The sequence below is a fragment of the Bacillus sp. SIMBA_074 genome (assembly GCF_046534555.1).
In the GTDB taxonomy this organism is placed as follows: Bacteria; Bacillota; Bacilli; order Bacillales; family Bacillaceae_G; genus Bacillus_A; species Bacillus_A mycoides.
Genome location: NZ_JAWRYM010000010.1, coordinates 58,476 through 84,507 on the forward strand (window position 1 = coordinate 58,476; position 26,032 = coordinate 84,507).

21 protein-coding genes are annotated in these 26,032 nt (G+C 37.0%); 3 read left to right on the forward strand and 18 right to left on the reverse strand.

The window, feature by feature from the left end; translation table 11 throughout:
• Positions 1-2 precede the first annotated feature (2 nt).
• From polA to SB773_RS13390, 9 genes are all read right to left on the reverse strand, one after another.
• Entirely contained in the window at positions 3-2,636 is a 2,634-nt protein-coding gene (gene polA / locus SB773_RS13350; protein WP_016102973.1) for a DNA polymerase I, read from the reverse strand.
• Between the two features lie 285 nt (positions 2,637-2,921).
• On the reverse strand, positions 2,922-4,685 hold the full coding sequence (gene phoR / locus SB773_RS13355) for a sensory box histidine kinase PhoR (RefSeq protein WP_410590333.1): 1,764 nt from the start codon (positions 4,683-4,685) through the stop codon (positions 2,922-2,924).
• Entirely contained in the window at positions 4,678-5,397 is a 720-nt protein-coding gene (gene phoP, locus SB773_RS13360) for a two-component system response regulator PhoP (protein ID WP_002015484.1), read from the reverse strand. The genes phoR and phoP overlap by 8 nt, the downstream gene beginning before the upstream one ends.
• Before the next feature lie 164 nt (positions 5,398-5,561).
• Entirely contained in the window at positions 5,562-5,798 is a 237-nt protein-coding gene (locus SB773_RS13365) for a hypothetical protein (protein WP_410590336.1), read from the reverse strand.
• 95 nt (positions 5,799-5,893) lie between these two features.
• Entirely contained in the window at positions 5,894-6,367 is a 474-nt protein-coding gene (locus SB773_RS13370; protein ID WP_002015489.1) for a MaoC/PaaZ C-terminal domain-containing protein, read from the reverse strand.
• A 216-nt stretch (positions 6,368-6,583) separates the two neighbouring features.
• Positions 6,584-7,522: a malate dehydrogenase gene (mdh, locus tag SB773_RS13375; RefSeq protein WP_002034284.1), complete on the reverse strand. Its 939-nt coding sequence runs from the start codon at positions 7,520-7,522 to the stop codon at positions 6,584-6,586.
• A 19-nt stretch (positions 7,523-7,541) separates the two neighbouring features.
• Positions 7,542-8,834: an NADP-dependent isocitrate dehydrogenase gene (icd, locus tag SB773_RS13380; RefSeq protein ID WP_002088934.1), complete on the reverse strand. Its 1,293-nt coding sequence runs from the start codon at positions 8,832-8,834 to the stop codon at positions 7,542-7,544.
• A gap of 160 nt (positions 8,835-8,994) precedes the next feature.
• Positions 8,995-10,143: a citrate synthase gene (citZ, locus tag SB773_RS13385; RefSeq protein WP_002015492.1), complete on the reverse strand. Its 1,149-nt coding sequence runs from the start codon at positions 10,141-10,143 to the stop codon at positions 8,995-8,997.
• A gap of 386 nt (positions 10,144-10,529) precedes the next feature.
• Entirely contained in the window at positions 10,530-10,991 is a 462-nt protein-coding gene (locus tag SB773_RS13390) for a DUF441 domain-containing protein (RefSeq protein WP_000625507.1), read from the reverse strand.
• 431 nt (positions 10,992-11,422) lie between these two features.
• Here SB773_RS13390 and ytvI point away from each other — a divergent pair, with 431 nt between their 5' ends.
• A complete protein-coding gene (gene ytvI, locus SB773_RS13395) occupies positions 11,423-12,541 on the forward strand; it encodes a sporulation integral membrane protein YtvI (RefSeq protein WP_002143350.1) in 1,119 nt (372 codons plus the stop codon).
• Positions 12,542-13,015: 474 nt separating this feature from the next.
• On the opposite strand, the gene SB773_RS13400 is transcribed toward ytvI, so the two are convergent.
• The 8 genes from SB773_RS13400 to dnaE form a co-directional block, all read right to left on the reverse strand.
• Positions 13,016-13,405, reverse strand: a complete 390-nt coding sequence (locus SB773_RS13400; protein ID WP_002088939.1) for an FxsA family protein — start codon at positions 13,403-13,405, stop codon at positions 13,016-13,018.
• Positions 13,406-13,625: 220 nt separating this feature from the next.
• Positions 13,626-15,383: a pyruvate kinase gene (pyk, locus tag SB773_RS13405; RefSeq protein ID WP_060752092.1), complete on the reverse strand. Its 1,758-nt coding sequence runs from the start codon at positions 15,381-15,383 to the stop codon at positions 13,626-13,628.
• A gap of 53 nt (positions 15,384-15,436) precedes the next feature.
• Positions 15,437-16,396 carry a 6-phosphofructokinase gene (gene pfkA / locus SB773_RS13410; protein WP_002034288.1) on the reverse strand — a complete coding sequence of 320 codons (960 nt, stop codon included), beginning with the start codon at positions 16,394-16,396 and terminating at the stop codon, positions 15,437-15,439.
• A 128-nt stretch (positions 16,397-16,524) separates the two neighbouring features.
• Positions 16,525-17,499: an acetyl-CoA carboxylase carboxyl transferase subunit alpha gene (gene accA / locus SB773_RS13415; protein ID WP_410590341.1), complete on the reverse strand. Its 975-nt coding sequence runs from the start codon at positions 17,497-17,499 to the stop codon at positions 16,525-16,527.
• On the reverse strand, positions 17,487-18,356 hold the full coding sequence (gene accD / locus SB773_RS13420) for an acetyl-CoA carboxylase, carboxyltransferase subunit beta (RefSeq protein WP_002015500.1): 870 nt from the start codon (positions 18,354-18,356) through the stop codon (positions 17,487-17,489). Before accD ends, accA begins: the two co-directional genes overlap by 13 nt.
• A 185-nt stretch (positions 18,357-18,541) precedes the next feature.
• Positions 18,542-19,186, reverse strand: coding sequence for a FadR/GntR family transcriptional regulator (locus SB773_RS13425; protein ID WP_113734121.1), 645 nt, complete (start codon positions 19,184-19,186; stop codon positions 18,542-18,544).
• A 14-nt stretch (positions 19,187-19,200) separates the two neighbouring features.
• Positions 19,201-20,409, reverse strand: coding sequence for an NADP-dependent malic enzyme (ystJ, locus tag SB773_RS13430; RefSeq protein WP_161793975.1), 1,209 nt, complete (start codon positions 20,407-20,409; stop codon positions 19,201-19,203).
• Positions 20,410-20,542: 133 nt separating this feature from the next.
• On the reverse strand, positions 20,543-23,875 hold the full coding sequence (dnaE, locus tag SB773_RS13435) for a DNA polymerase III subunit alpha (RefSeq protein WP_060752091.1): 3,333 nt from the start codon (positions 23,873-23,875) through the stop codon (positions 20,543-20,545).
• A 42-nt stretch (positions 23,876-23,917) separates the two neighbouring features.
• Here dnaE and SB773_RS13440 point away from each other — a divergent pair, with 42 nt between their 5' ends.
• Positions 23,918-24,331 carry a YtrH family sporulation protein gene (locus SB773_RS13440; protein ID WP_080784575.1) on the forward strand — a complete coding sequence of 138 codons (414 nt, stop codon included), beginning with the start codon at positions 23,918-23,920 and terminating at the stop codon, positions 24,329-24,331.
• The gene (gene ytrI / locus SB773_RS13445; RefSeq protein WP_002088948.1) at positions 24,328-24,831 is read left to right on the forward strand and encodes a sporulation membrane protein YtrI; all 504 of its coding nucleotides are present in this window, start codon (positions 24,328-24,330) and stop codon (positions 24,829-24,831) included. The genes SB773_RS13440 and ytrI overlap by 4 nt, the downstream gene beginning before the upstream one ends.
• 51 nt (positions 24,832-24,882) lie before the next feature.
• Here the strand turns inward: ytrI and SB773_RS13450 are convergent, their stop codons facing one another.
• A complete protein-coding gene (locus SB773_RS13450) occupies positions 24,883-25,815 on the reverse strand; it encodes a DHH family phosphoesterase (RefSeq protein WP_044442234.1) in 933 nt (310 codons plus the stop codon).
• Positions 25,816-26,032: the final 217 nt, after the last annotated feature.

Below are 26,032 nucleotides of genomic sequence, written 5' to 3' on the forward strand. Positions count from 1 at the left end.
CCTTATTTCGCATCGTACCAAGTTGGACCGTAAGAATAATCAACTTTCAATGGAACGGCTAGTTCAATTGCATGCTCCATTACTTCAGGTACAAGCTTCTCTAATTTTTCAATTTCTTCTTTTGGTGCTTCAAATATCAATTCATCGTGCACTTGCAGAAGAAGACGCGCTTGTAATCCTTCTTCTTCTAGACGATCTGCCATAATAATCATCGCTTTTTTAATAATATCAGCCGCACTACCTTGAATTGGTGTATTCATAGCTGTACGCTCAGCAAAGCTACGTAAATTGAAATTACGACTCGTAATTTCCGGAATATAACGGCGACGATTTAATAATGTAACCACATATCCTTTTTGTTTCGCATCTTTTACGATTTCATCCATGTATTCTTGTACACCAGGGAAACTTTCTAAATACTTTTCAATAAATTCCGCTGCTGCTTTTCTTGTAATTCCTAAGTTTTGCGAAAGACCATAATCACTAATACCATACACAATTCCGAAGTTAACAGCTTTTGCTTGTCGTCTCATGTTAGATGTTACTTCATCTTTCCCAACACCAAATACATCCATAGCTGTTTTCGTATGAATATCCATGTCATGTTGGAACGCTTCAACTAACCCTGGATCATTTGCAATGTGAGCAAGCACACGAAGTTCGATTTGTGAATAATCAGCCGCGTACATGATCCATCCTTCTTCTGATGGAACGAATGCCTGACGAATCTTTCTTCCTTCTTCTAAGCGAATCGGGATATTTTGTAAGTTCGGATCTGTTGAACTCAATCGACCTGTTTGCGTTAACACTTGATTAAAACGAGTATGGATTTTAGATGAATCTTCATGTACAACTTTCAATAAACCTTCAATGTAAGTTGAATTTAGCTTTCCTAATTGACGGTAATGTAAAATATTTGGAATAATTTCATGACGATCCATAAGTTTATCTAATACATCCGCCGACGTAGAATAACCTGTTTTCGTCTTTTTAATAACTGGTAAGTTTAAATTCTCAAACAGAATAACCCCAAGTTGCTTCGGTGAATTAATATTAAATTCTGTTCCCGCAAGCTTATAAATTTCCTGCTCCATTTCCTTTAATCTACCTGCAAGTTCTTCTCCCATATTACGAAGACGCTCCGTATCAACTTTTACACCTTTCACTTCCATATCAGCTAATACACGTGCAAGTGGTAATTCTAATTCCGTAAATAATTCATATTGCTCGTTCTTTTTTAATTCTTCTAAGAACGTTTGCTTTACATCATATAATACATGCACTTTACGAGCTACATGCTCCGCTACTACCTCTAGCTCCGGAACAGCACGCTTCGCACCTTTCCCGTAAACTTCTTCGTCAGATTTTACGGCATGCGTTTCTTTCATTTTCGCTACAGTACGGAAATCTTTATCTGTATCGGCTGGATCAAGTAAATAAGCGGCAATTAATAAATCAAAGTCAATCCCTTGAATATCTACACCTTTCCACTTGAGAGCAACGATAGCACGCTTCGCATCAAATGTATGTTTTCTCATTTCTCCATTTGCAAGCCACTCTTTAAAAGCATCCGATTTAAGAGCAACATCGGCTGGAATGAAGTAACAACCATTTTCATTTTGAATACCAAAACCTTGAATATCGGCTTTATGATAATTATCTTCTTGCACTTCAACAATAAGCGCACTATCTTGCTGAAGCATTTCTTCTGCAACTTCTTCTACAATATCAAATGTAATATCATCTAATTCAGCTGGAGCCGTTTCCTCCGGCGTAACACCTAACTTATTTAAAAGGGATGTAAATCCTAAATTCTCGAACATTGGAATCAAATCGCTTGGTTCATACCCTTTATATTCCATATCATCTACATGCACAGTAATCGGTGCGTCTGTAATAATAGTCGCAAGTTCTTTACTCATAAGAGCTTGTTCTTTATTCGCTTCTAACTTTTCTTTTAATTTCTTTCCACTCACTTGATCTAAGTTTTCATATACTGCTTCTACCGTTTCAAATTGCGTTAATAATTTAATGGCTGTCTTCTCACCAACACCTGGTACACCTGGAATGTTATCCGATTGGTCTCCCATTAAACCTTTCATATCGATAATTTGCTTTGGTGATAAGCTATATTTCTCAAATAAAGCTTCTTTCGTATATTCATCTACTTCCGTAATACCTTTGCGAGGAATACATACGAGTGTATTATCTGAAACAAGTTGCAGTAAATCTTTATCTCCTGAAATAACTTTAACATGAAACCCTTGCTCACTCGCTTCTTTCGCTAACGTTCCCATAATGTCATCCGCTTCATAATTTTCCAGCTCATAACGCGGTACATTGAATGCATCAAGCACCTCACGAATAAACGGGAATTGCTCTGATAACTCAGGTGGAGTCTTTTGACGCCCTCCCTTGTAATCACTATACGTTTTATGACGGAATGTTGTTTTCCCCGCATCAAACGCCACAAGCATATGCGTCGGTTTTTCTTCCTCTAGTATCCTCATTAACATCATTGTAAAACCATAAATTGCGTTCGTATGTATACCTTTGTCGTTATTTAAAAGCGGTAGTGCAAAGAAAGCACGATACGCGATATTATTACCATCTACTAATACGACTTTTTTTTCCAAACTACAAACCTCCCCATACATATTTGAAACGGTTTTTTCCACAGAAAAAAAACCGTTCCTGTCCTCTCTCTATATTAACATGACTAATAGAGAGAAGAAAAATAACGGTTTTTTTCTATCATATATAAACAGACTTACATTGACATAAAGGGAAGTGACGAGAATAGCATAACTACTCTCGTCCAAAATTACTCCTTGGATGAAGGGGTTTTCATATATTATATTAACAGAGCTTTATTAATATTTAATTAAGCCATTGTTAATATATTGTAAATATCCTTCATCCTATTTTTCAGTAGCTGATTTTGGTAAAACAACTGTAAATGTTGTTCCTTCCCCAACCTCACTATCCACTGTAATCGTACCTTGATGCGCTTCAACTAAATGTTTTACAATTGATAAACCAAGACCCGTTCCACCCGTATTTCTACTTCTTGCTTTATCCACTCGGTAAAAGCGTTCAAAAATACGCGGAATTTCATCTTTACTAATACCAATTCCAGTATCAGATACTTTTATATAAGCATTATATTTATCTTCTGCCAATTCAACAGAAACAACGCCTCCAGCCGGTGTATATACAATCGCGTTATTAATTAAATTAATAAAGATTTGTTTCAAGCGGCCTGGATCTCCAATCACGGAAACTCGTTTCAATGCATTCACTTGTAAAGAGATTTCTTTTTCACCCGCTTTATTATCAAGCACCATGTGAATGTCTTCAAGAATCCCCTTCATATCAACCGTACCCATATTTAATCTAAACCCTTGCTGCTCGATTTTTGACAAATCTAATAAATCTTCAATTAATCCTTGCATACGCTCACTTTCTTTTAAAATGATATGTAAGAAATGTTCGCAGAATTTTTTATTATCCATCGCTCCGTCCAAGAGTGTTTCTGAAAAACCTTTAATAGAAGTAATCGGTGTCTTTAGTTCATGAGAAACATTCGCTAAAAAGTCTTTTCTTATTTGTTCTAATTTCTTCAGCTCAGTAATGTCATGGAATACGAGAACAATCCCTTTCCACTCATGGTTCGTCCCAATAATTGGTGCTCCATATACTTCGAAATGCTTTCGCTCAATACTAAGTGGCAATAACATTTGTTTACGCACTTTCACTTCTGTCATAAAAATTTCTTCCACAAGCTCAATAATTTCCGTATGGTGAAATGATTCATAATATAAACGGTCTAAATATTCTTCATCTGTTACGTGGAAAGTCTCCTTATAAGAACGGTTTACAAGGTTTATATAACCACGGCTATCAATTAAAATCATTCCGCTTCCCATATTTTCAATTAATGTGTGCAAACGATCTTGTTGCATTTCTTGTTCGAGTGTCATCTCTTGTAAATTACGAGCTAAAATATTAATTGCTTTACTCAGCATTCCTGTTTCATCCGAATGACTTTCATAAGCGCGTGCTTTATAATTTCCCTTCGCTAATTCAATCGCAACTTTCGTAACCGATTCAATCGGCCTAATATATTGCCCCGTAATTTTCATACCTAAAAATACGACTACGAGACAAGCGATAACAAATCCTATAATTAATAATCCCCACGTTTTTTGATGTACGTCTTTCAATGGCTCAATTGTACTTTTCACCAAAATATATCCTTGTTTTCCTGCTAGATCTTGAACGAACACCGCATGATAAAATTCATTCTTTTGATCTGTTTCTTGCGTAATCACTTTACTTCGTTGTTTTGCTGCTTCAGAAGAAAGTTCTTTAATCATCTCTTGATTAAATGCAGATGGTTGCCCTCCGCTATATTGAACTTTCTTTTTTTCATCAACAAATATAATAGAAGCTGGTATTTTTTCTTCTAACTTTTCAAATACATAAGGCTTTTTTAAAACAGCATCAAACCCTTGCTCTTCTGCTAATACCGCAACATACTGTGTCTCTTTTATCATTCTCTCTTTAGCATGATCTATATAGTAGTTTTCAAATACAGTTTCTAATAATACACCTAGTCCAACTAAAATAAAAACGATAAGAGAAACAAATGTAAAAAGAAGCCTGGAACGAAACTTATTCATCCACTTTTGGCTCCTCTAATTTATAACCTAAACCACGTATCGTTTTAATGTACGTCGGTTTTTTCGTATTTTGTTCAATTTTATCGCGCAAATGGCTAATATGGACATCAACAATTCTTGTATCACCGGCAAAATCATAATTCCATACAGCACTTAATAATTGGTCACGAGTTAATACACGACTTTTATTTTTCGCAAGATAAACAAGTAACTCAAATTCTTTCGGTGTTAATTCCAGTTTCCTTCCTTGGAAGTACGCTTCATAAAACTCCGGTAAAATTTTAAGCTCTGCAATTTTGATGCTCTCTTCATCTGGCGATTCTGAAACTTGTTCTTCCTGCTGTAATTTCGTACGGCGCAAAATCGCCTTCACACGAGCAACAACTTCCCTTGGACTAAATGGCTTCGTCATATAATCATCAGCCCCAAGCTCAAGACCTAGTACCTTATCAAATTCATCATCTTTTGCTGTTAACATTAAAATCGGCGTCATAATACGCTGCAATCGTAATTCTTTACAAACTTCCATACCATCCATTTTTGGAAGCATTAAATCTAATATAATTAAATCTGGGCGTTCTGTAGTCGCTTTTTGAAGCGCCATTTCTCCATCCATTGCTGTAATAACTTCAAACCCAGCTTGTTGTAAATTAAATTCAATTAAAGTTAAGATAAATTCCTCATCATCAACTACTAAAATACGATTGTTCATTCTTTTCCTCCAAGTTATAGACTTGAAACCTTCTTCATCCTAGTATTTTCCCCGTTATTCTCATCATACTAGAAAACAAGGTCTCCCTCAATATAATTGTCTATTCATGGAGCTCGTTTGTACTAGAGTTTCGGAAAATAAAAGCAATCGTAACTTCATTCCCTCTATCCGGTCGCTATCCAAACTTTATAGATGAATCTATCTATTTTAAACTCTTCTTCCGTATGAACTATAAACTCTCGATTTTGCGCTAGGAAAAACGAAAGAGCATACGCTATTTTATAATCTGGTGTTTCATATCCATCAAATACTTTCCCGTACATTTCATTCGCGATTGAATCGGCCCATACTTCAGCTTCTCTTATCGTTTCAAAAATAATGTCTTCCCTCTCCCATTTCACAGTTATATCACCCTTTCCAAACAAAAAGTAGCGCTAGCATACCCTTAATAAGAATATGACTAACGCTACTTTTATATCATTCTAACTTTCATTTTTTAAAAATTATCTAATGCTTTTTCCATAATGGAAACAGATTTAAAAGGTGGTGTTACTGTTAATGAACCTTTTACAACAGTTTCTCCTTTTTCATCATGAGCAAATACAAGCATATCAATTGTATGTTCCTCCTCTGAAACAGCCACAACTTCAAAGTGGATTTGTAACGTTTCATAATGGTGAACATGTTTCACGAACGTAAGGTCCTTCCTAGTAATATGACTACCTGGACCTGGTAAATATTTCGTAACCGCCGTTGTAATCAGTCCCGTTAGCATAATGCTTGGGACAATCGGCTTTTCATACGGAGTTTGGGATGCGTAATCATGCTGAATATATAATGGATTGGCATCATTCGTTAACCCTAAGTACAATAACAAATCTTTATCCTCAATTTTTTCAGTGATAGATAATTTCTCTCCTACTGTAATTTCATCCATTCTACGACCAATTTGAACTTTTTTCTTTAACATGTTACAACCCCCTCCGATTTTTTCACCTTATTATCCTACTAAAAGCGATACCTTATCCGAAATTTACTGTGATGAGGGCAATGTATAGTATAAGTCTATAGTTTCATTATAGGATACACCAAATGATAGCGTTTTCATATTATTTCAAAAAAACATTTCAATATATAGTAGAAAAAGATTCGGGGCCCCGAATCTTTTTCTACTTATATTTAATTATTAAACAAGAACTTTCATAACGTTACGTACAGATTCTACAGAGCGATCTAACGCTTCTTTCTCATCTGCAAGAAGTTCTAATTCAATAATTTTTTCAATTCCGTTACCACCTAGAATTACTGGTACCCCTAAGTAAAGGTCACTATAACCATATTCACCTTCAAGGTACGCAATAGCTGGTAATACACGGCGTTGATCTTTCAAGATCGCTTCTGTCATTTCAACTAAAGAAGCTGCTGGTGCGTAATATGCACTACCGTTTCCTAATAAGCCTACAATCTCACCGCCACCTTTACGTGTACGTTCTACGATTGCTTCTAAACGCTCTTTTGGAATTAATGTTTCTAACGGAATGCCACCTGCATAGGAATAGCGTACAAGAGGTACCATATCGTCACCATGTCCACCAAGAACAAATCCTGTAATGTCTTTCACAGAAAGGTTTAACTCTTGTGAAATAAATGTACGGAAACGAGCTGTATCTAATACACCCGATTGACCGATAACACGCTCTTTCGGGAATCCTGCTTCTTTAAATACAGAATATGTCATTGCATCAACTGGATTTGTTAATACAAGAATAATCGCATTTGGTGAATGTTTTGCAATGTCGCGCGTAATACTTTTCATAATTTTAGAGTTTGTTGCTACTAAGTCATCACGGCTCATACCAGGCTTACGCGCAATACCTGCTGTAATAACGACAACGTCAGAATCAGCAGTATCTGCGTAATCAGATGTACCAATAATGTTAGCATCAAAACCTTGTACTGGGCTCGCTTCTAACATATCTAACGCTTTCCCTTTTGTTGGATTTTCCAGCTGTGGAATGTCCACTAATACAACATCTGCAAGTTCTTTTTGTGCTAATAAGAATGCTGTTGTTGCTCCTGTAAATCCTGCACCGATGACTGAAACTTTCTTGCGTTTGATTGTCATAATTTACCCCCCGCTTTAATTATGCGTTTTTGATTATCGCTACATCCATGTTTTTAATAAGTTCATTAGCAAACTCAGAACATTTTACTTCTGTTGCACCTTCCATTAAGCGCGCGAAATCATAAGTTACTACTTTTGATTCAATTGTTTTCTCAACTGAATCAGTTACTAAATTCGCAGCTTCGTTCCATCCTAAGTGCTCTAATAATAATACACCTGAAAGAAGAACTGAAGATGGGTTTACTTTATCTAAACCTGCATATTTTGGAGCTGTACCATGTGTAGCTTCAAAGATAGCATGTCCAGTCACATAGTTAATGTTTGCACCAGGTGCAATACCAATTCCACCTACTTGTGCAGCAAGTGCATCAGAGATGTAGTCTCCATTTAAGTTCATTGTTGCAACAACATCGAACTCACGTGGACGAGTTAAAATTTGTTGTAAGAAGATATCTGCAATAGAATCTTTTACGATGATTTTCCCAGCCACTTCTGCGTCTGCCATCGCTTTATTCGCTGCATCTTTACCATCTTTTTCAACGATACGATCATATTCAGCCCAAGTAAATACTTTGTCGCCGAATTCTTGTTCCGCTACTTCGTAACCCCAGTTTTTGAAAGCACCTTCTGTAAATTTCATAATGTTTCCTTTATGAACTAATGTAACAGAAGAGCGTTTTTCGTTAATTGCATATTGAATTGCAGCGCGAACAAGACGCTTTGTCCCTTCCTCTGAAATTGGTTTAATACCAATCCCTGATGTTTCTGGGAAGCGGATTTTATTAACACCCATTGCTTCTTTTAAGAAAGCAAGAACTTTTTCTGCTTCTGGAGAACCTTGTGCATATTCAATTCCAGCGTAAATGTCTTCTGTATTTTCACGGAAAATAACCATATCAGTATCTTCCGGACGTTTTACAGGTGAAGGAACACCTTCAAAGTAACGAACTGGACGTAGACATACATATAAATCTAATTCTTGACGAAGCGCAACGTTTAGAGAACGAATACCACCACCAACTGGAGTTGTAAGTGGACCTTTAATTGCGATTAAATATTCACGAATTAAATTTAAAGTCTCTTCTGGTAACCACTCGCCTGTTTGGTTGAATGCTTTTTCCCCTGCAAGCACTTCTTTCCAAACGATTTTCTTCTCACCATCATAAGCTTTTTCAACTGCTGCTTCTATTACGCGAGATGCTGCAGCCCAAATATCAGGACCAATTCCATCTCCTTCGATAAATGGAATAATCGGATTGTTTGGTACATTCATAACACCATTAGTTACAGTAATTTTTTCACCTGTCGTCAATGTGATAACCCCCATGTTTGAAATTTCATATGTATGAAACTGAGGGAATAACCCCTCAGTTCAAACCGTTAGTCAAATTTAAATATTCTAATCATTACATCTTCCCAAAAAAATCAGACTTTTGAAAGCGTATTTTCACTATCAAAATAGTGTTTTTCGCTTATCGTTGCGCTAGCGGAACGTACACTTGATGTGTCGGTCCGTCATAATCAGCACGCGGACGGATTAAACGGTTGTTTTCATATTGTTCTAGAATATGAGCTAACCAGCCTGACATACGGCTAATTGCAAAGATAGGTGTAAATAAGTCATGGTCAATTCCTAAACAATGGTATACAGAAGCTGAATAGAAATCAACATTTGGTGGAAGACCTTTTTCTTTTGTTACAATGTCTTCAATTTTGATAGACATATTATACCATTTGTCTTCTCCTAAAAGCACGCATAATCTCTTAGACATTTCGCGTAAGTGTTTCGCGCGTGGATCACCATGCTCATATACGCGATGACCAAATCCCATAATTTTCACTTTATTTTGAAGAGCATTATGAATATATGATTCTACATTTTCTTCTTCGCCAATTTCAGTTAACATCTTCATTACATTTTCATTTGCCCCGCCGTGAAGAGGACCTTTTAATGCACCGATTGCTGCTGTAATACCAGAATACACATCTGAAAGTGTAGCTACGCAAACACGTGCAGTAAATGTAGAAGCGTTTAACTCATGATCGGCATGAAGTACAAGTGCCTTATCAAAAGCCTCAATTTCAACTTCATTTGGCTCACGATCATTTAACATGTACAAGAAGTTTGCAGCTAATGATAGATCTTTTCTTGGCTCAACAACATCTAAACCTTTGCGAATTCTTGCATAAGCCGCAATTAAAGTTCCGACTTGAGCCTGTAATTTAACCGCTTTCAAATAATTAGACTTTCCATCCATTATTTCAGCGCTCTCATCATATAATGATAGCATGGAAATCGCAGTTCGTAAAACCGACATCGGGTGCGCGATTTTTAAATCTACTTGTTTCAAATATGTTAAAATCTCACCTGGTACTTTATAGTATTCAGATACTGTTCCACTAAATTCCGCTAGTTCTTTTTCGTTAGGAAGCTTGCGGTGCCATAATAAGTACACTACTTCTTCGAACGTAGCATTCTCAGCTAAATCATCAATATTATACCCAACATAAGTTAATGTATCATCAATAATAGAGCTCACAGATGATGTTGTTGCTACTACCCCTTCTAAACCTCGAATAACAGTCATGACATTCTCTCCTTTTCCTGAAAATTCTCCCAATCTTGCTCCTTATATCTATTTGCTCCCCTTATAAATTATGAACGCTCGTTCACTCTTTAGGCAAGCAAAATGCACGTTCATGCAAATTTATTGCGATGTTCCCCTCTTATTGTCCATTGCTTACATGGAAAGCATGAGCGTGAATGTCTCCCCGAATCCTCACGCTCAGAACAACAAGTTAGTGAGGAAAATGAATTCCGAAGAGTTTATGATAAAAACAACATAAAACAATATCATTATAAAATTGTTTTATGTTGTTTTTATTTTATCTGGTGTAAAGTCTCTGCTGTTATGTAACTTTTCAAAGTTTCTAATCCTATTATAAACAATTATCTGACTTTTGTGAACAGAAAGAATTCAAAAATTTTATATTACTATAAAATTCCTTATTTAAACATCTGTATAATACTCATAACTGCGTAGGCAATTCCAGCCCCAATTAATGGACCTACAGCGACTCCATTAAATAAAGCTACAGCTATAATTGTCCCAAAAACAAGTGCGGTTGTAATATGTGGGTCCGTCGTCAATAATTGTACGCCGCCTTTCGCTAACAAAGCGACCGCCACACCTGAGGCTAAAGCAATCCATGCATAATACGATTTCGCTGCTTCTCCGAGTTGTTTAAAGCCTATTTCCCCTGTCGCAATCGGTACGAGCACTGCTATTGTAATGACTGTTACACCAAGGTTAATCCCTTTCGTTTGTAGATAAGGAAAGACTTTATCTCCTAAAAACGTAAACTTCAATAAGAATAACACTCCAATAGCTACAGTAAGCGATTGGTTTTTAGCAATAAGTCCTATAATAAGTAGTATGAATAAAAATAACGTTGACTGACTAATCATGTTTGCACTTCCTTTCTGAAAATAATGAACTCGCTTCCAAACAAAAATACCTTTAAACCTATCGTTATACATGCTATATCGATGCGTATTTATCAATTATAATAAAGAAACAAATTGATTTTCATGCGCATTTCAAAATTTCAAACAAGACTTTAACCAGAAAAAAATAAAGCATGCATATACATTTAAAAGCGGATGTCTCTCCTTTCTTTTATAATAAGAAACAGGTAAAATAAAAAGGAGAGAAAATGAAGTTTTTACCATATAGTAGAAGCATCACCAACAAGCTTCTGTAGTCATTAATCCGCTGCAGAAGCAGGCTAAATCCATCATTCCACTATAACATAAAGTGAAACTTTGATCAGTGAATCTCACTAGTTATAAGTTGAACGAATTAGGATAATCCAAATTGGAATGGGAGGTATACATCTTTGAACCGAAACTTACTATATATGATATTACGACTCATGTTTGTCATTGTAGCAACGGTAGTTGGGTTCTATGCATTGCTGTACATGTCAGGCCTTATCTACCCTTTTATTATCGCTTTTGCATTCGCTTATTTGATTAATCCTGTCGTCAATTTCCTTAATCAAAAACTACAATTCCCTCGCGCATTAGCGGTACTCGTTAGCTTAATTCTCGTATTCGGAGCTATCGTTGGACTTGTTACATACCTTGTAACTGAAGCAATATCTGCCACAACGTACTTACTACAAATTGTTACAGTTAAGTTTCCAGATATCGTTGCATTCGCCCAACAATTTGCACTTAATCATATTATGCCTCTCTATGATGATTTAATCTCTAAATTTAATCATCTCGGAGAACCACAGCGATACACTATTACACAAAACATTCAAAACTTAGGCACCGAAGCAACGACACAAATGAAAGAACTTTTAACCGCCATTATAAGTGGGTTAACAAATTTCATTAGTGCATTACCAACAACTTTAACTGTCCTTGTCTTCGTCTTATTAGCCACCTTCTTCATTAGTTACGATTGGCACCGTCTTGCTCATAAAGTAAGAAAACTTCTACCTAATCGTTTGCATGGATACGGAAAAACTATTTTTGTCGATTTAAGAAAAGCTTTGTTTGGTTTTGTTAAAGCGCAACTTACACTCGTATCTATGACAACTATCATTGTACTAATCGGCCTTTTAATATTACGCGTGCCATACGCAATTACTATCGCGATTATTACAGGGGTTGTAGATTTACTCCCGTATTTAGGAACTGGAGCCGTCTTCGTTCCTTGGGTTATATACGTATTTTTCACAGGCGATACTGCATTCGCCATCGGTCTTCTCATCCTATACATCGTCGTGATTGTCCAAAGACAAATCATGGAGCCAAAAGTACTTTCATCTAATATTGGACTAGATCCATTAGCGACACTCATCGCTCTATTTGTCGGCTTTAAGCTCTTTGGTTTTTTAGGATTAATCATCGGTCCAGTCATATTAGTACTACTTAATACATTACACAAAGCTCATGTATTCCACGACTTATGGAAATTCATTAAGGGTTCACCATCAAAATAATATTTCCTAATTCATACACAATAAAAAATCAACTGTAATCAGTGGGAAATTCCCACTGATTATTCACTGTACTTTTTTGTACTACCTACATCTATAAGAGAATTTCCTAAAAAAGGATAATCCTCTTATTTTTTTGCATAAAAACGCATATTTTAGGACAAAAATACATTTTTATTCTATATACTTTATAATTATCACTTACATTTATTACTTATTATGTAAATGAATAAATATACAAAACAAGGCAGATGAACCCTTTAATCAGTAATTTTTCTTCTCCTGTCTAACTTCTGCTCACTAGTCGAATCTTACTACAAGCAAAAAACATCATCCTAATGTAACACTTTTCATTCACAAGAACCCTCTGCATCCTATCGTTTAATAACTAACAAAAATCCAACCCGAGCAGGAAGCTAACAATTGACTATAAATAGCAAATAAAAAAATAACGCGTAGATCGCTATAATCTACGCGTTACTTCTGAACAATAATAGTAGTTCTCTTTCTAAATTTCCAATCAATCCACTTCATAACAGCCGGCTTCAATAAAGCCCTCGTTATAGGAACAACAAAGATAAAACCTATTATATCCGTCACATATCCAGGCAGCACTAAAAGAATACCTCCTACGAATATAAAAATCCCATCTAGAACCGCATCACCCGGCATTTCTCCTCTATTTAACCTAAATTGAATCTCTCTAAGTACTTTAAACCCTTGTCGTTTCGCCAAATATACACCCACAATACCCGTAAATACAATCATAGCGAACGTAGACCATAAACCTATTACATGACTCGATCCTATTAACACCGTAATCTCAATCGCCGGCACTAAAATAAGTAAGAACAGTAACCACTTCATAGCTCGCACTCCTTCATATTTCATTTAAAAGGTTTGAAAGTACCACCCTTGCAAACCCCCTTAAAACGCTCATACAAGCTTCACAAAGGACAAACAACCCTCTTCCACTAAACATTATAATAAACGTTTTTAAAAGCGATTTCAGGTATTTAGAGCTATCTCTATCCTTTTTTGTGTAAAAAAAAGAGAAGGACTCCGATCCTTCTCTCCGTATTACTTCTTATAGCACTTCCGCATGTCCATTATAAACAATTCCGCGTGCTGCATCAACTGTTACTTCTTGGCCATTTTTTAAAGTTGTTGTTACGCCGTTTACACCAACGATAACAGGAATACCGATTGATACACCTACAACAGCTGCATGGCTTGTTAGACCGCCTTCTTCTACAACTAGAGCAGCAGCTTTTTCAATTGCAGGAATCATATCTTTATCAGTGCTTGTTGTAACAAGGATATCACCTTTGTTTACGTTCGCTACAGCTTCAGCAGCTGTTTTCGCTACAACTACTTTACCTTTTGCAGCTTTACGACCGATTCCTTGTCCTTTAGCAACTTCTTCACCAACAACATGGATTTTCATTAAGTTTGTTGTACCAGTTTCAGCAACTGGAACACCAGCAGTGATTACTACAGTGTCTCCAAGTCCGATTAGACCTGCATCCATACCTGTTTGAATTGCTGTATCTAACATTTCGTCAGTAGAAGCTGCACGTTTCCCAGCCATAAACGCTTGTACACCCCAAACAAGTGCAAGACGACGTCCTACTTGCTCGTCAGATGTTACAGCTACGATTGGAGATTTTGGACGGTATTTAGAGATCATTTTCGCAGTATGTCCACTTTCTGTTGGAGCTACGATTGCAGCTACATCAAGAGCAAGTGCTGTGTGCGCAACAGATTGGCTAATTGCATCTGTAATTGTTGGAGTGAATTCTTTAATACGTTTTTTGAACATATCTTCGTACTGTAATGATTTTTCAACACGTACTGCAATGTTCGCCATCATTGTTACTGATTCTACTGGGTATTGACCCGCAGCAGTTTCACCTGAAAGCATGATTGCATCTGTTCCATCGAAGATTGCGTTTGCTACGTCACTTGCTTCCGCACGAGTTGGACGTGGGTTACGTTGCATAGAATCTAACATTTGTGTTGCAGTAATAACTGGTTTGCCTAATACGTTACATTTTTTGATTAGACGTTTTTGTACTAATGGTACTTCTTCTGGTGGAATTTCTACACCCATATCACCACGAGCAACCATTAAACCGTCAGAAACTTCTAAGATTGAATCGATGTTGTCGATACCTTCTTGGTTTTCGATTTTTGGTACGATTTGGATGTATTGAGCGTTATGCCCTTCTAATAATTCACGAATTTCTAATACATCAGATGCTTTACGTACGAAAGATGCTGCGATGAAATCAACTTTTTGCTCGATACCGAAAACGATATCTTGCACGTCTTTTTCAGTGATACCTGGAAGCTTAATGCTTACGTTTGGTACGTTAACACCTTTTTTATTTTTTACAGTTCCGCTGTTTAATACTTTTGTACGGATGTTTCCGTCAGCTTTCTCGATTACTTCTAGTTCGATAAGACCGTCATCGATTAGAATACGAGAGCCTGGATCAACATCATCATAAAGGCCAGCATAAGATACAGAGAACTTCTCTGCAGTTCCTAATACTTGTTCAGTAGAAAGAATTACTTCTGCACCTGTTACAAGCTCAGCTTGTCCGTCTACGAAGTCATGTGTACGGATTTCTGGACCTTTTGTATCAAGTAAGATACCAACTGTTTTACCAGTTTTCTTTGAAGCTTCACGAATATTTTTAATACGAGCTCCATGCTCTTCATGGCTACCATGAGAGAAGTTTAAACGAGCAACGTTCATACCCGCTTCCATTAATTGCTCTAATTTCTCAATACTTTCACTAGCAGGACCTATAGTACATACAATTTTAGTTTTACGCATATTGCACCTCCGAAAATTATGAAACCGTTCCCAAATACAAGGCATTAAGCCGATTAGATAGATAATTCTTTAGATAATTGATACATATCTTTATCGATTGTATGCTTTTGAGCTAACGCTTCGATAATGTCATGATCAACAAGTTTATTATTTTGAATACCAACACAACGTCCGCCATTACCAGCAATTAATAATTCAACTGCTCTTGCGCCAAGACGACTAGCTAATACACGGTCTTGTGCACTTGGTGATCCACCACGTTGTACGTGACCTAATACAGTTACACGAGTATCAAAGCTTGTTGCTTCTTCAATGTGCTTACCGATGTCAATTGCACTTCCAACACCTTCAGCTACAACGATAATACTGTGCTTTTTACCACGTTCACTACCGCGTTTCAGACGAGCGATAACATCTTCCATGTCATACTTTTCTTCTGGAATTAAGATAGTTTCTGCACCATCAGCTAAACCAGCCCATAATGCGATATCTCCAGCGTGACGTCCCATTACTTCGATAACATATGTACGTTCATGAGATGTAGCTGTATCACGGATTTTATCAATTGCATCAATAACAGTGTTTAAAGCTGTATCAAAACCAATTGTGAAGTCTGTTCCAGGGATATCATTGTCGATTGTACCTGGTACACCTACACATGGGAATCCTTGCTCAGTTAATTTTTTTGCGCCTTGGTACGAACCATCTCCACCAATAACGACAAGTCCTTCAATACCATGTTTCTTTAATTGCTCGATTCCTTTTAGTCGTACTTCTGGGTCTTTAAACTCAGGACATCTTGCTGTATATAATTTTGTACCACCACGGTGGATAATATCGCCAACAGAACCAAGTTCTAATTTTTCAATATGACCAGAAATTAAACCAGCGTATCCATGGTAAATACCATATACTTCAATATCATGGAAAATCGCTTTACGAACAACTGCACGAATGGCAGCATTCATACCAGGTGAATCTCCACCACTTGTTAATACACCAATACGTTTCATTTGTACTCACCTCATAAAGATTATTTGCCTTATAATAAAATAACACGAAAAAATACAAAAACACAATGGAGAAGATGTGTCTTTTCATAATAAAAACGTGCATTCGCGAAGAGGAACGCACGCTTTTCTTATTTTATCCCAATGGAAGCGTTTGAAAACGAAACTTGCCCAATTTTCATATATTTTTCATAACGTTTTTCGATTAATTCATCTTTCGAAATTCCGCTTAATTGTTCAAAAGTTTTCTTAAGTATTAAATCTATATTTTCTGATTGTTTCAAAACATTACGATGTGCTCCGCCTTTTGCCTCTGGAATAATTTCGTCAATTACACCTAATTCTTTCAAATCTAATGCTGTAATTTTCATCGCTTCTGCAGCTTCTTTTGCTTTACCAGCATCTTTCCAAAGAATCGCCGCCGCACCCTCTGGTGTAATAACAGAATAAGTGGAATTTTCCAGCATATGAATGTAATCTCCTACTCCAAGACCTAACGCACCACCGCTACCACCTTCACCGATAACGATACAAATAACAGGTACAGTTAAACCCGCCATTTCAAATAAATTACGGGCAATTGCCTCACTTTGTCCACGTTCTTCAGCTGCTTTACCAGGATAAGCTCCCTTCGTATCGATGAAACAAATAATGGGACGATTAAACTTTTCCGCTTGTTTCATTAGACGCAGTGCTTTTCGATATCCTTCTGGATGAGGCATCCCAAAATTACGACGAATATTTTCTTTCGTATCTTTTCCGCGTTGGTGCCCAATTACAGTTACGGGCATTCCCTTATATTTCGCAATGCCGCCGACAATCGCTGCATCGTCGCCAAATAGGCGATCTCCATGACATTCAAAAAAATTAGTAAATAAGTGCTCAATATAATCGAGCGTTGTCGGTCGTTCTGCATGACGAGCAATTTGAACACGGTCCCATACTTTCATATTGCCGTATATATCTTCCTCTAGTTTTTCTAGCTTGTCTTCCAAAATACGAATCTCCTCACTGAAGTCCATCTGGCTGTTTTTCGTATAGTCTTTCAGTTCACGAATCTTATTTCTTAGCTCAACAACTGGTTTTTCAAATTCTAGCTCTGCCATACAGCCATTTCCCCCCCTTGATGAACTTCTAAAATCTTACGGAGTGATTCTCTCATATCATCACGATGCACCACCGCATCTAATTGACCGTGCTCTAGTAAAAATTCTGCCGTTTGGAAATCTTCCGGCAGTTTCTCACGCACTGTTTGTTCAATTACGCGTCTACCAGCAAATCCGATAAGTGCACCTGGCTCTGCAAGATTGTAATCACCAAGTGAAGCGAAACTCGCTGAAACCCCGCCCGTCGTTGGGTGAGTCATAACAGAAATAAATAACCCTCCTGCATTACTATGCTTTTTCAAAGCTACGCTTGTTTTTGCCATTTGCATTAAACTTAATATCCCTTCTTGCATACGAGCACCACCCGACGCAGTAAAGATAATAAATGGAACTTGTAAGTCGTATGCCTTTTCAACCGCACGGGCAATTTTCTCTCCTACAACAGAGCCCATGCTGCCCATTCGAAAACGAGAATCCATTACTGCAACAACAACAAGCATGTCATCAATTGTTCCTTCACCAGTTACAACCGCTTCATTCAATTTAGTCTTCTTACGATCGTTTTCTAGTTTCTCTTCATATCCCGGAAACTCAAGTGGATTTAGTGAAACCATCTCTTTGTCATACTCACGAAATGAACCTTCGTCCAATATACTATCAAGGCGTTCCCATGCATTCATCGGATGATGATATCCACAATTCACGCATACTTTTAAATTTTTAAGAAGCTCTTTCGTATACATGATTTTTTTACATTTCGGACATTTTGTCATAACGCCATCTGGTACATCTTTTCGTACTTGTTCTGAAGGTATTGCAGCGTACTTTTTCTTTTTCACGAATAAATCTCTTAGCACAATTTGACCCCCTTCATTGAGAGCTAAGGTTAGCGTAAGAAGAAAATGGGGCTAACACCAATGTTTGATGTTAGCCTTATCTTCTCAATCTGTCTAATAACCTCTCTCTTTACGTTTAACTTTAACCGCTATGCGGTAGAATGTTTGTCATAACGTGTCATGGTCATTTCGACAAATTTTATACATTACGAGTGAAACTGTATATTCTCTACTAATTCATCGTAAATTTTTAACGCATCATTTTCTTGTTTCGCTTCCAAAGTAGCATAAAGCTTTCTATACATTTCGATAGAATCTCCTGAAACTTCACAAGAAAGAGTTGCAACGTAATCATTTACGATCATCCAAATGCGATAGAGTAAATAATTATCGAATTGTTCAATAAGTGTTTTAAAGAACGTTTGATGAAGCACCGGAATTGAGCTTTCGTTTTCTTCAAGCACTTGGTGTAATTTACTTAGTACTTCAGAAAACGTTTCTTTCGGTAAATTACATACAAGTCGAATCATATCTTTCTCAAGCAATCGTTTTGTTTGTAATAAATCACGAATTGTTTTCTCATCTTGCAGCAAGAACGGAGCAATTAATTGTACAAGACCGTTATCGTAAAAGTTTCGAATAAACGTTCCCTCACCACGTCTCGTTTCAATTAATCCTACCAGTTCTAACGCACGTAATGCTTCTCTTACAGAGGAACGTCCAACATTTAAGCGTGAACTTAACTCACGCTCAGATGGCAAACGATCCCCTGCTACTAAACAATCCTCTTCCATAATGGAACGGATTTTTTTTACAATTTCGAGATATACTTTTGTATTTGATGATGTCAATGGAAATTCCTCGCTTATTCTTTACCAATCAGCGCTAATTGTTTTGTTTTCTCAGCGACTTCATTTGGATCTACTTGACGGCGAGCTACTCCTGTCTCCATTGCTGCTTTCGCAACGTAAGCCGCTACTTGAGGCGCTACACGCGCGTCAAATGGTGCTGGAATGATATGATCTGCATTCAACTCATCCTCTGATACAAGCTCTGCAATGGCCTGTACAGCTGCCATCTTCATTTCTTCATTAATTTGTGTCGCATGTACATCAAGTGCACCGCGGAAAATCCCTGGGAACGCTAGTACATTATTTACTTGGTTCGGGAAGTCAGAACGACCTGTTCCAACAACAGCTGCGCCCGCTGCTTTTGCCAATTCTGGCATAATTTCTGGAACCGGATTCGCCATTGCAAAAATAATTGCATCGTCATTCATTGTACGAACCATCTCTTCAGTTAATGCACCTGCTGCAGATACACCAATGAATACGTCCGCACCTTGTAAAACGTCAGCTAAAGAACCTTCTATACGACTCTTATTTGTATATTTTGCAACTTCATCTTTCACCGGATTCATACCGACAGGACGACCTTCATAGATTGCACCTTTACGGTCACACATAATAACGTCACGTACACCATAGCGATATAAAAGTTTAATGATTGCAATACCTGCTGCACCTGCACCATTTGCGACAACTTTAATGTCAGACATTTTCTTTCCAACTAACTTCAGCGCGTTCACAAGGCCTGCTACTGTTACGATAGCTGTTCCGTGTTGATCATCATGGAATATTGGAATGTTTGTTTCTTTTTTCAAACGTTCTTCAATAACGAAGCAGTTTGGCGCTGCGATATCTTCTAAGTTTACACCGCCAAAAGTTGGCTCCATTAATTTTACAGTTTCAACAATTTTATCTACATCGTTTGTATTTAAGGCAATCGGGAATGCATCTACACCAGCAAAGCTCTTGAATAATACAGCTTTACCTTCCATTACTGGAAGAGATGCTTCAGGTCCAATGTTACCAAGACCAAGTACAGCCGTTCCATCTGTCACAACTGCTACCATATTTCCCTTCATTGTATATTCATATACCTTACTTTTATCGTCATAAATTTCTTTACAAGGCTCTGCAACCCCTGGAGAATATGCAAGACTTAAATCTTTTGCATTTTCTACTTTTACTTTTGATACAGTTTCTAATTTTCCTTGATGCACTTTATGCATGTGAAGTGCTTCTTCACGAAGTGTTGACAAACTATCCACTCTCCTCAAATTATGCTTGCTGATATCAATTTCTCCAAGTGGTCTGACCACGAACACTACTACTATAATAATCGAAGTGTAGGGAAATTGTCCATTATATTTTCACAACGACATTTTCGTCACCGACAATTTCACGAAGTGCTCCTAGACATTCTTCACTTGGATGAATCGATAAACTTCGAGATAATTGTACCATTTTATGTTCCTTTTCATAATAAATTAGTACTTTCGTAAAACCTGAATAATCAAACAATATTTTTGTAACTTGATTTACAAGCTTTTTTTCATATTGAGACGGCAATTTCACGTAAACAGATGCTTCTTTCATTCCTTCATAAACATCCATTTCTTCTAGCGGATATAGTCCATTCACGATCCATTGCAACTTATGATTTCTTTGCTCGATCGTACCATCAACTAAAACGATTGCACCTTCTTGTAACCTGTCCGAAAAATGTATATACGTTTCTGGAAAAATAACGGCTTCCATTTCATCATTTTGATCACAGAATGTAATAAACGCCATCTTTTGCAACTTTTTCGTACGAATAACTTTCACACTTGTTATATATACGATCGCTCTTTGTACTTTTTTCTTATGTCGCATCGCCTGAGCAAGAGATGGAATTTCTAATTCTTTTCCTAGTTCCGCATACTGCGCTGTCGGATAGCTAGATAAATAAAAACCGAGTGCTTCCTTCTCTTTATTTAACTGTTCAATAAAGGATAGCTCTTCTCCTTGTACGTATTTTGATTTCGGAACAGCATCCCCTAAATCAAAATCACGTGCAAGATTTGCATACTCCAACGCTCCTTTAAGACTTCTCCATAACGTCGTCCTCGAAACACCAAAACCGTCAAAACAACCAGACCAGACAAACGCTTCTAAATTTCGCTCTGTTACAAATTTTGATGGCATACGAAGACAAAACTCAAATAAATCTTCGAACATTTTTTCCTCTCGTTCTTCGAGTAATGCCGTCACGGTAGCCATTCCGATATTCCGAATCGAAAGTAAACTATATCGAATCGCATTCCCTTCTATTTGGAAGTTGTAACCACTTCTCTGAAGAGACGGCGGTAAAACGTGAAAACCTTTCCGCTTCGTTTCTCGTACATACTGCACAATCTTATCTTCATTTCCAATTGCACTTGATAATAACGCAGTCATAAATTCCAGCGTATAATTTGCTTTTAAATATGCAAGCTGATATCCGATCATACTGTAAGCTACAGCGTGACTTCGGTTAAAACCGTAATTCGCAAATCTTACAATTAAATCATAAATTTGTTCTGAAGATGTCTCATCGTATCCGTTTTCCAAACAACCTTGAACAAAATGCTTACGTTCTTGATCTAAAATATCACGATTTTTTTTACTCACTGCACGGCGCAGCAAATCTGCTTCTCCAAGCGAAAATCCAGCTAACTTCGATGCGATTTGCATAATTTGTTCTTGGTATACAATTACGCCGTATGTTCTTTCTAAAATCGGCTTTAAATCCGGATGTAAATATTCAATTCGTCTTTTCCCATGCTTCGATTCAATAAAGGTTGGAATTTGTTCCATCGGTCCTGGTCTGTATAACGAGTTAACAGCGACTATGTCTTCAAATTCATTCGGTTTTAACCCACGAAGTACATTTCGCATACCACCTGATTCAAGCTGGAATACACCTGTTGTATCCCCTCTTCCTAACAATTGAAACGTCTTTTCATCTTGCAGAGGTAAATTTCTTATATCAATTTGTTTCCCAGTTTTTTCAACAATAAACTTTATAATATTTTCAAGTAACGTTAAATTACGTAAGCCTAAAAAGTCCATCTTGAGCAATCCAAGTTCTTCTAATGCATCAGCTGGATATTGCGTAACATAGACATCGTTATGCCCTTCTTGAATCGCTATACTTCCCGTTAACGGTTCTTGGCTCATAATAACGCCAGCTGCATGAATAGACGTATGACGCGGTAATCCCTCTACACGTTTTGCAATTTCAAACACACGCTCATGCAAAAGATTCCCTTGTATAAACTCACGAAGCGATTGCGATTCCTCATATGCATCTTTTAACGTTATACCAAGCTTTGATGGGATAAGTTTTGAAAATATGTCAATATCTCTTGGCAGGAGCCCCATTACACGAGCAATGTCTCTAATTGCGGCTTTCGCTGCAAGAGTTCCGAACGTTACAATTTGAGCAACACGAAGCTGACCATATTTATCTTTCACATATCGAATCATCTCATCACGTCTTATATCTGGAAAATCAATATCAATATCTGGAAGTGTCACACGTTCAGGGTTTAAAAACCTTTCAAATAATAATTCATATTCAATCGGATCAATATCTGTAATTTCTAATACGTAAGAAACGAGTGAACCAGCTGCCGATCCACGGCCTGGCCCAGTTAAAATATGATTTTCATGTGCATATTTCATAAAGTCCCATACGATGAGGAAATAATCGCTAAATCCCATACGAGAAATAACATTTAATTCATGATCCAAACGTCTTATATGCGCTTCTTTCGGCGTACCATAACGTTTCTGCAAGCCTTCTTCACAAACACGGCGCAAATACGTATCATTCGTCTCGTTAGATGGAACAGGAAATTTCGGTAATTGATTTACATGGAAAGGAATTTCTACTTGGCAACGTTCCGCGATTGTTATTGTATTTTGAACCGCTTCCTCAGCATGAGAAAATAGTGCTCCCATTTCATCCGATGACTTTAAATAATACTGATCCGTTTTCATTCTTGGTCTATCTGGATCAGTCATTTTCGTTCCGCCTTCAACAGATAATAAACATTCATGAACAAGTGCGTCACTTTGATTAATATAGCGAACATCATTTGTTGCAACGACTGGAACGTTTACCTTATTAATAAATTCAGGCAGTTTTTCTTGTAAAAGCAGTTCATCTTGAATTGCATGATGCTGCAAACTTATATAAAAATTGCTGAACATATTTTGATACGTATGAGCTACTTCTTCAGCCTGACTCTCTTTGTCTTCTAATAATAGCTGTTCAATCTCTCCGTCTTTCCCTGGTGAAATTGCAATTAACCCTTTCGCATAATGAGCAAGCCACTTCTTCGGGATACCTTCTTTTGACTTCGTCATAATGCTGCTAGAGATCTTTAATAAATTTTGATAGCCTATTTCATTCTCAGCAAGTAAGACAAGTGGATAAGACCTTTCTTCTTCTTCACTAAAAATAGAAGCTGTTAAGCCTATAATAGGCTGTATACCATTTTTCTTGCATGCTTTATAAAACGGAATAACTCCATACATAACATTTTCATCTGTAATGGCCAGCGATGAAAATCCAAGCTCTTTCGCCCGAATGACAAGCTCATCAATTTTACAAGCACTTTTTAATAAACTAAAAACGGTTTGACATTGTAAATGCACAAACTTCACTGTTGTACCCTCTCTTTACCTATGTGACTACTTTTATTATAGGTGATGAGGAAAGCGGAAATCAAAACATACTTCTCATACTTTGTCCATATATATGAAGAAGAAAGGGGAATGACGATGGATGTAAGAGAACATACTTTTTTCTCTCTGCTTATTATTAGTTATTTTATTGCCTTTGGAGTTATACTTGGTGGTTCATTAATTGGCGGATTTGGTGCATTTCTCATCGGAAAACCAACTCTAACTTATATTAATCAATTCGCCCAAAATTTAAGAATTTGGGCACTCGTTGCAGCAATTGGCGGAACGTTCGATACCTTTTATAGCTTTGAAAGAAGCTTCTTTGGCGGAGATATAAAAGATATCGTAAAACAAATTCTCCTTATTTTTTTTGCAACTGGCGGTATGCAAACTGGTCTTATTATTATTAAATGGCTTACACAGGAACATGTATGAGAGTACCCAGTGCCAATACAGCCAAAAGGTGGTATTTAGTTTTAGCTGGCGCTGCTGTTGGAGGAGTGTTGAGCTGGTTTGTTTTCTTGTACATATACGGTGTTTTTCAAGAAGAACAAACTAGTAAAATAGCAGAACAAAAAGAAATTATCGAAAAACAAGAAGCAAAACTCCACGTCCTTCTCGAAGACCAAGAGAAATTGAACACAGAAAATAAACGGCTCTTAACAATTCAAGAAATCAAAATAAAAATTATAAATCGAAAAAAATATGATTTAGACAATCTTACACTTGAAAACATGACCACTTCTATCCATAATGATCTCCAGCATCTTTTAACGAAAAACATTCAAAGCATCGCAAAAAATAAAGACCTGCTCAAAAAAGTCATCGAAAATAAAACGTACAAACATTACGATCGTATATACCGCTTTAAAGTAGACACAGTCTCTTTTGATACCGTACTTGAAATTAGTATTGATATAGAGAAAGAAAAATAAAAAAAGGAGGGCTTCAGTGCCTCTCCTTCTCTTTCGTTCAACATACAATTTTTATCTACACAGCTCACGTAAATCAGCAAACAGGCGATCTGCTTCTTCCCAAGAAGATGCTTTTGCACCAGAAGCCATCGGATGTCCTCCGCCATTATATTGCATTGCTAACTTATTAATAACTGGTCCTTTTGAACGAAGACGAACACGAATAACATCATCTTCCTCTAAAAATAGAACCCATGCCTTTAATCCATCAATATTACCAAGTGCTCCGACAACACCAGATGCTTCAGTAGAAAGTACATCAAACTCTTCTAGTACCTCTTTCGTTAATTTAATGTACGCTGCGCCTTCTTCTACCATCGTGAAGTTTTGTAAAATATAACCGTTTAAACGAGCGATTTTTTCTTTTGTCTTATACATTTCATTGTATAAATCCGTAAATTTAACATCCATTTCAACAAGCTCACTTACGTAACGAAGTGTTTTCGCTGTTGTATTCGGGAATAAGAAACGACCTGTATCTCCAACAATACCCGCTAAAATAAGGCGAGCTGCTTCCTTTGAAATCGTTAATCCTTTATCTTTTCCATAACTGTAAAATTCATAAATCATTTCACTTGTAGAACTTGCTGTCGTATCCACCCATGTAATATCTCCGTACGGGTCTTCATTCGGATGATGATCAATTTTAATTAACATCTTTCCTTTTGCATAACGCTGATCACAAACACGCTCTTGGTTCGCTGTATCACAAACGATAACAAGTGCATCTTCATATACACTATCTTCAATATCATCCATTACTCGTAAAAACGATAAAGAAGGCTCGTTGTACCCAACCATATAAATATTTTTCTCTGGAAACGATTCTTGCAGAATTGTACCAAGTCCGCACTGAGAACCTAACGCATCCGGATCCGGACGTACATGACGATGAATAATAATTGTATCAAACTCTTTAATTGCTCCTAAAATTTGCTCATGCATATGTATAATCTCCTTTTTATTCAACTTCTTCATTTTATCCCGCATTAACGTGTAATAAGACTCCCACCTCAAAAGTATTAAAAACAATGGGGCAAAATTAATTTGGAGCCTGGATGCACGTAAAAGCCCGATTGGTGAGGGCTAATAATTAGCACGTGGGATCTCCCCACACTAATTAAAGTTTCACTTTATCCCCCATTATAACGGAAAACATTTC